The organism is Sphingomonas sp., from assembly GCF_025353885.1.
In the GTDB taxonomy this organism is placed as follows: domain Bacteria; phylum Pseudomonadota; class Alphaproteobacteria; order Sphingomonadales; family Sphingomonadaceae; genus Sphingomonas_O.
Genome location: NZ_JANXNX010000112.1, coordinates 1 through 5,299, shown reverse-complemented (window position 1 = coordinate 5,299; position 5,299 = coordinate 1). Strand labels below are relative to the sequence as shown.

Sequence of the window (5,299 nt, the reverse complement as noted above, 5' to 3'; positions counted from 1 at the left end):
GCGGGCATTTTCACCCAGCGCGCGTCTATCGCAATCCGCATCTGTTCTCGCAAGGGTGATTCTGGTCAACAGCCGGACGGGCCAAACTGGATCCGCCGGTTTCCCGTCACCCCGGCGCAGGCCGGGCCCTATACGGGCGTCCGAAAGAAGTGCTCCCGTCCAGAAACTTGAATAGGCCCCGGCCTACGCCGGGGTGACGGGAAACCGGCTGATCCAGTTTGGCCCGTCAGGCTGTGGACCAGAACCACCCTTGCGAGAACAGATGCGGATTGCGATAGACGCGCGCTGGGTGAAAATGCCCGCCACCCAGCCAAGAGGATCACCCGGCTGCAACTAGAAACGCAAATGGCGGATGTGAGACGTTGATGCGGGCCGACGAAACGCCCCAGCCGCCGCTTCATCCGGTGATCCGTACCGATATTCAGCTGTTGCGCGCGCTCGCCATTATTCTCGTCATCCTCCACCACGCGCGCTTTCCCTATCTGCCCGCCGGGTTCCTGGGCGTGGACATTTTTTTCGTGATTTCGGGCTTCCTGATGACCGGGTTGATCGACAAGGCGCTAGCCGAGGGGCGGTTCACCTTCGCATCCTTCTATGCCCGGCGTGTGCGGCGTTTGCTCCCGGCGGCCTATGCGACGCTTATCGGGACCGCGATTCTCGCACCGCTGTTGATAGACGCCGCCGAATATCGCGGTTTCGTCGGGCAATTGGCGGGGTCGTTCACCTTTGTCGTCAACATGGTGCTATGGCAGCAATCCGGCTATTTCGCCAATGCCGCCACTCTGAAACCGCTGCTCCACATGTGGTCGCTGTCGGTCGAGGAGCAGTTCTACATCGTCCTGCCGCCCCTGATGCTGCTGTGTCCGGCGCGGTTCCGCCTGGCCTTGGCCGCGGTGCTGGTAATGGCGAGCGCCGCCCTATGCTTCATGCTGGTTGATATCTCACCTTCGGTCACCTTTTATTTTCTGCCGACCCGGGCTTGGGAATTGGGAATGGGCGCGGTCATCGCGCTTGCATTGCGCGGGGGGGTGATCGTTCCTGCGCCCCTGCGCGCCACGCGGCTCCTCTGTTGCGGGTTATTAGCAATCGTCCCCTTTGTTTCCGGCGAGGGAGGGCATCCGGGGCTGCCGGCGTTACTCGTGTGCTTTGCCACAGCGGTACTTATGATTCCGACCGGCAATCGACCCTTTTTTAACGCCTGGCTAAAGCCGCTGACGCTTATCGGCGATCGTTCCTACTCGCTGTACCTCGTGCATTGGCCGATCTTCGCTTTTGCCAATCAGATTTTCATCAGACCTGTCCCCGCCTATGTAAATGCGCTGTTACTGATATTGTGCTTTATAGTCGCCGAGGCCCAATATCAGTTTGTTGAACAGCGCTTTCGGAAGCTCGCGATAAATCCGCGAAGTATTGCGTTACTGGTTCTTGTCCCGATTATTGTCGTAGGATCGAGTTTCGCCCTGAGCCGAGCCAATGCATTGCCAGATACACTGGCACGATCTCCTAACACTGGCCTGTCGCCCGTATGCGAATACTTTCACGGGTTCACAGCTGAACGGATTTGCCAAACCCAGGACGACCCAGAGACGATGGTCTGGGGTGACTCGTTCGGGATGGCGCTGACTCCCGGCCTTGCGGCAACTTTGCCGCAAGGCCTTGTCCAGGCAACGAGAAGCGTATGTGGCCCGTTTTTGGGAATTTCTCCAATAAACGATGCAAACTTTTCGCGTGGGCGCGCCGAAACTTGTCTCGATTTCAATAACCAAGTGCTGGACTATCTTTCACGTCATCCCGAAATCCGAACGGTCGTGCTGACCAGCGCGCTCATCCAGTATTCGGCTGGCGGAGACAACAAGCACTGGACGGTGCTGGTACAGACGCCAGCGGGGCCGGTCGCGCGCGAACAAAGTATCGGGGACGTTGTGCAAGGGCTTTCACACACGGTTTCCGCAATCCGCGCGCTTGGTAGAAAAGTGGTCATGTTCGCGCCGCCGCCGTCCATCGACTTCGATACGGGCCGCTGCCTGATGCGTGCCGAAGCCGGACTATTCACCATCGGGGCTTCCGGCGACTGCCGCTTCACGCGGAGTGCCTATGAGGCCTATCGCAAGCCCAATCTCGACCTGCTGGCTGCGTTTCGTGCACGCAACCTGGTGCCGATCATCACGTTAGACCAGCCGCTGTGCGGGAGCGGTGAGTGCCTGACGCGACTGGATGGGACGATGCTCTATGCCGACGACGCGCATCTGAGCAGTCCCGGTTCGCGGCTGCTGGGGACGCGGATGAACTGGGGTGCGATGGTCGCGCGGACGGCGCGCTAGGGACGGTTGATGCTGAGCGCGACTGCCTCGGCGACCTTGATGCCGTCCACCGCCGCCGACAGGATGCCACCCGCATAGCCCGCGCCTTCGCCCGCCGGGAACAGTCCGGCGGTGTTCAGGCTCTGAAAGCCGTCGTCGCGGGTAAAGCGCACCGGCGACGACGTGCGCGTCTCCACCCCGGTCATCAGGACGTCGGGATGGTCGTAGCCGGGGATCTGCCGCCCGAAAACCGGCAGCGCCTCACGCATCGCGGTCACGGCAAACTCGGGCAGGCAGGCGGCCAGGTCGGTCAACTGGACGCCGGGCCGATACGAGGGGACGACTTCGCCGAGCTCCTCCGACGCCCGTCCGGCAAGAAAGTCGCCCAGCTTTTGCGCAGGGGCACGATAGTTCGATCCGCCCGCGACATAGGCCAGCGACTCCCAGTGGCGTTGCAACGCGATGCCCGCCAGCGGATCGCCGGGAAAGTCGCGCGCCGGGTCGATGGCGACGACCAGCCCTGAATTGGCATTGCGCTCGTTCCGTGAATATTGGCTCATGCCGTTGGTGGCAACGCGGCCCTCTTCCGAGGTCGCTGCGACCACCGTTCCGCCCGGGCACATGCAAAAGCTGTAGACCGTGCGACCATTCGAACAATGGTGCGACAGGCTATAATCCGCCGCGCCGAGGATCGCATTGCCCGCGTCCGCCCCAAAGCGCGCGGTGTCGATCCACGACTGCGGATGTTCGATCCGCACCCCGATCGAGAACGGCTTGGCCTCGACATGGACGCCTGCGGCATGGAGCATCGCAAACGTGTCGCGCGCGCTATGGCCGATCGCCAGCACGACATGATCCGCCGCCAGCGTCTCGCCGGTGTGGAGGTGCAGCCCGCGCACCCGCCGCTGGCCCGCGCCATCGCCCGTACTTTCGGTGGCGATGTCGAGCCCGACGACGCGACTGGTGAAGCGGTATTCGCCGCCCAGCGCCTCGATCGTCGCGCGTATGCTCTCGACCATCGTGACCAGCCGGAAGGTGCCGATATGCGGATGCGCCTCGGTCAGGATTTCAGGCGGCGCGCCCGCCTTGACGAACTCGGTCAGCACCTTGCGGTCGAGGTTCCGCTGATCCTTGATCCGGCTATACAGCTTGCCGTCGGAAAATGTCCCCGCGCCCCCCTCGCCGAACTGGACGTTGGATTCGGGGTCGAGCACGCCCCGCCGCCACAGGCCCCAGGTGTCCTTGGTCCGCTCGCGAACCACCTTGCCGCGGTCGAGGATGATCGGCCGGTATCCCATTTGCGCTAGGATCAGCCCCGCGAACAGCCCGCATGGCCCCGCCCCGACTACCACCGGCCGCGCGCCGGTCCTGCCGGACGCCTCCGCCACGAAGCGATAGCGCGTGTCGGGCGTGCGCTGGACATTGCGGTCACGGGCAAAGCGCGCCAGCACCGCCGCCTCGTCTTTCACGTTCACGTCCATCGAATAGACCAGCAGGATGTTCGCCTTGTCACGCGCGTCATGGGCGCGGCGAGCGATAACGTGGCGCACCAGTTCGCGCGGCGTGATCCGCAACCGCTTGCAGATCGCGGCGGGCAGCGCTTCATCGGCGTGATGCAACGGCAGTGTCAGTTCGGTCAGGCGCAACATGGTCGCCGCCTTAGCGGCTGGCGCAACGCTACGCCACGCCGGGCACCACGACTTCGATCGCCCGCTGCGCCACCCGCACCATCACCGGCGTCCGTGCCAGCAATTGGCCATCGATCGAGACGTGGTGATGCGGGCGCGTGTCCAGCGTCATCTCGCGCCCGCGAAAGTCACCCGCCGCCTCCAGCTTGTCTCGCACCTCTTCAAACAGCGCGGCTCCCTTTCGCGAAAACGCATTGACGACCAGCACGGCCTGGCCGGGGACGGGTAGCAGGGTCATGTCGCCCCAACGCGTGTCAGGCCGGGTCGGTTGCCCCCGCCTGCCAGCCCGTGCTGCCAAGTCGATACCGCGTTTCGCTGGCTTCGACGAAGTTCGCGCCATCCCACGGAATAACCTGCAACAACAGTTCGTCGGGCCGGGTGACGTGCAGCCAGTTGAAGCTCTGCGGTTCGTCGTTGCGCAGCCGCGTCGATGTCGCCGTGCCCGCCTGAACGACAAGGATTGGCCCGGCCTCTTCGACCATGCGACCGGGCGCATTGGCATAGGTGCGGTGGAAATGCCCCGCCAGTGCCACGTCGACGCCCGCCGCACTGGCGCCATCGACGGCGTCGCGATGCCGTCCCACCGCCTCGCTCAACTCGTTACCTTCGCCGATGGGCATGGCGAATAGCGGGTGATGCGTCACCAGGATCCGCAGTTTTTCGCCGACGACCGCCCCGAACCGGTCGTGCATCATCGCGATCTGATGATAGTTGATCCGCCCATCGCGAATGGTCAGCGACCGCGCGGTGTTGATGCCCAGCACCGCGACGTGTTCATCCTCGAACCAGGGGCACAGTCCCTGGTCGATGAACTTCCGATAACGATCGAGCGGCGTCGCGAACCGCCGCACCACGTCGTACAGCGGCACATCGTGGTTGCCGGGGATTGCCAGCACCGTCAGCCCGGCCGCACGCAAGCGGTTGAGATAGGCCCCCGCGGCCCGAAACTCCTCGACCTTCGCCCGTTGGGTAAAATCGCCGCTTATGATCACCAGGTCGGGGCGACGCTGTTGCAGCCAGGCCTCGGTGGCCGCGACCAGCTTGTCATCATGGGCGCCGAAATGAATGTCCGACAGATGCGCGATCCGCGTCATGCCCGGCCCATCCCCGCACCTGATTTGCTGTCTGCTGTATCCTTCACCCGCGCATCAACCGCCGAACGCCGCACTGGTTGCAGGCCCAGTGGATGCAGACGTGCTGGATGCAGGCGTGTTCCCCCCAACTCGTCACCCCGGCGCAGGCCGGGGCCTATACGGCTGTCGGGTCGCGTGCGCCCTTTGCTGAAACTCGTATAGGCCCCGGCCTCCGCCG

At 63.7% G+C, this 5,299-nt stretch carries 5 protein-coding genes; 1 reads left to right on the top strand and 4 read right to left on the bottom strand.

Annotation, left to right across the window (positions count from 1 at the left end):
* Positions 1-365: 365 nt before the first annotated feature.
* Positions 366-2,321: an acyltransferase family protein gene (locus Q0R02_RS12545; RefSeq protein ID WP_293883994.1), complete on the top strand. Its 1,956-nt coding sequence runs from the start codon at positions 366-368 to the stop codon at positions 2,319-2,321.
* Here the strand turns inward: Q0R02_RS12545 and Q0R02_RS12540 are convergent.
* The 4 genes from Q0R02_RS12540 to Q0R02_RS12525 all read right to left on the bottom strand — a co-directional run.
* A complete protein-coding gene (locus tag Q0R02_RS12540) occupies positions 2,318-3,949 on the bottom strand; it encodes an NAD(P)/FAD-dependent oxidoreductase (protein WP_293883992.1) in 1,632 nt (543 codons plus the stop codon). The genes Q0R02_RS12545 and Q0R02_RS12540 overlap by 4 nt on opposite strands.
* Positions 3,950-3,977: 28 nt before the next feature.
* The gene (locus Q0R02_RS12535; protein WP_293883990.1) at positions 3,978-4,226 is read right to left on the bottom strand and encodes a hypothetical protein; all 249 of its coding nucleotides are present in this window, start codon (positions 4,224-4,226) and stop codon (positions 3,978-3,980) included.
* 16 nt (positions 4,227-4,242) lie between these two features.
* On the bottom strand, positions 4,243-5,082 hold the full coding sequence (locus tag Q0R02_RS12530) for a metallophosphoesterase (protein WP_293883988.1): 840 nt from the start codon (positions 5,080-5,082) through the stop codon (positions 4,243-4,245).
* Positions 5,079-5,299, bottom strand: a 221-nt coding sequence (locus Q0R02_RS12525; RefSeq protein WP_293883986.1) for a hypothetical protein, incomplete at its 5' end; no start/stop codon positions are given. The genes Q0R02_RS12530 and Q0R02_RS12525, both read right to left, overlap by 4 nt.

What these genes read in the sequence shown, in the direction of transcription:
- Q0R02_RS12535 (WP_293883990.1), bottom strand. Translation starts at nt 4,226, where the DNA reads ATGACCCTGCTACCCGTCCCCGGCCAGGCCGTGCTGGTCGTCAATGCG.
- Q0R02_RS12530 (WP_293883988.1), bottom strand. Translation starts at nt 5,082, where the DNA reads ATGACGCGGATCGCGCATCTGTCGGACATTCATTTCGGCGCCCATGAT.
- Q0R02_RS12545 (WP_293883994.1), top strand. Translation starts at nt 366, where the DNA reads ATGCGGGCCGACGAAACGCCCCAGCCGCCGCTTCATCCGGTGATCCGT.
- Q0R02_RS12540 (WP_293883992.1), bottom strand. Translation starts at nt 3,949, where the DNA reads ATGTTGCGCCTGACCGAACTGACACTGCCGTTGCATCACGCCGATGAA.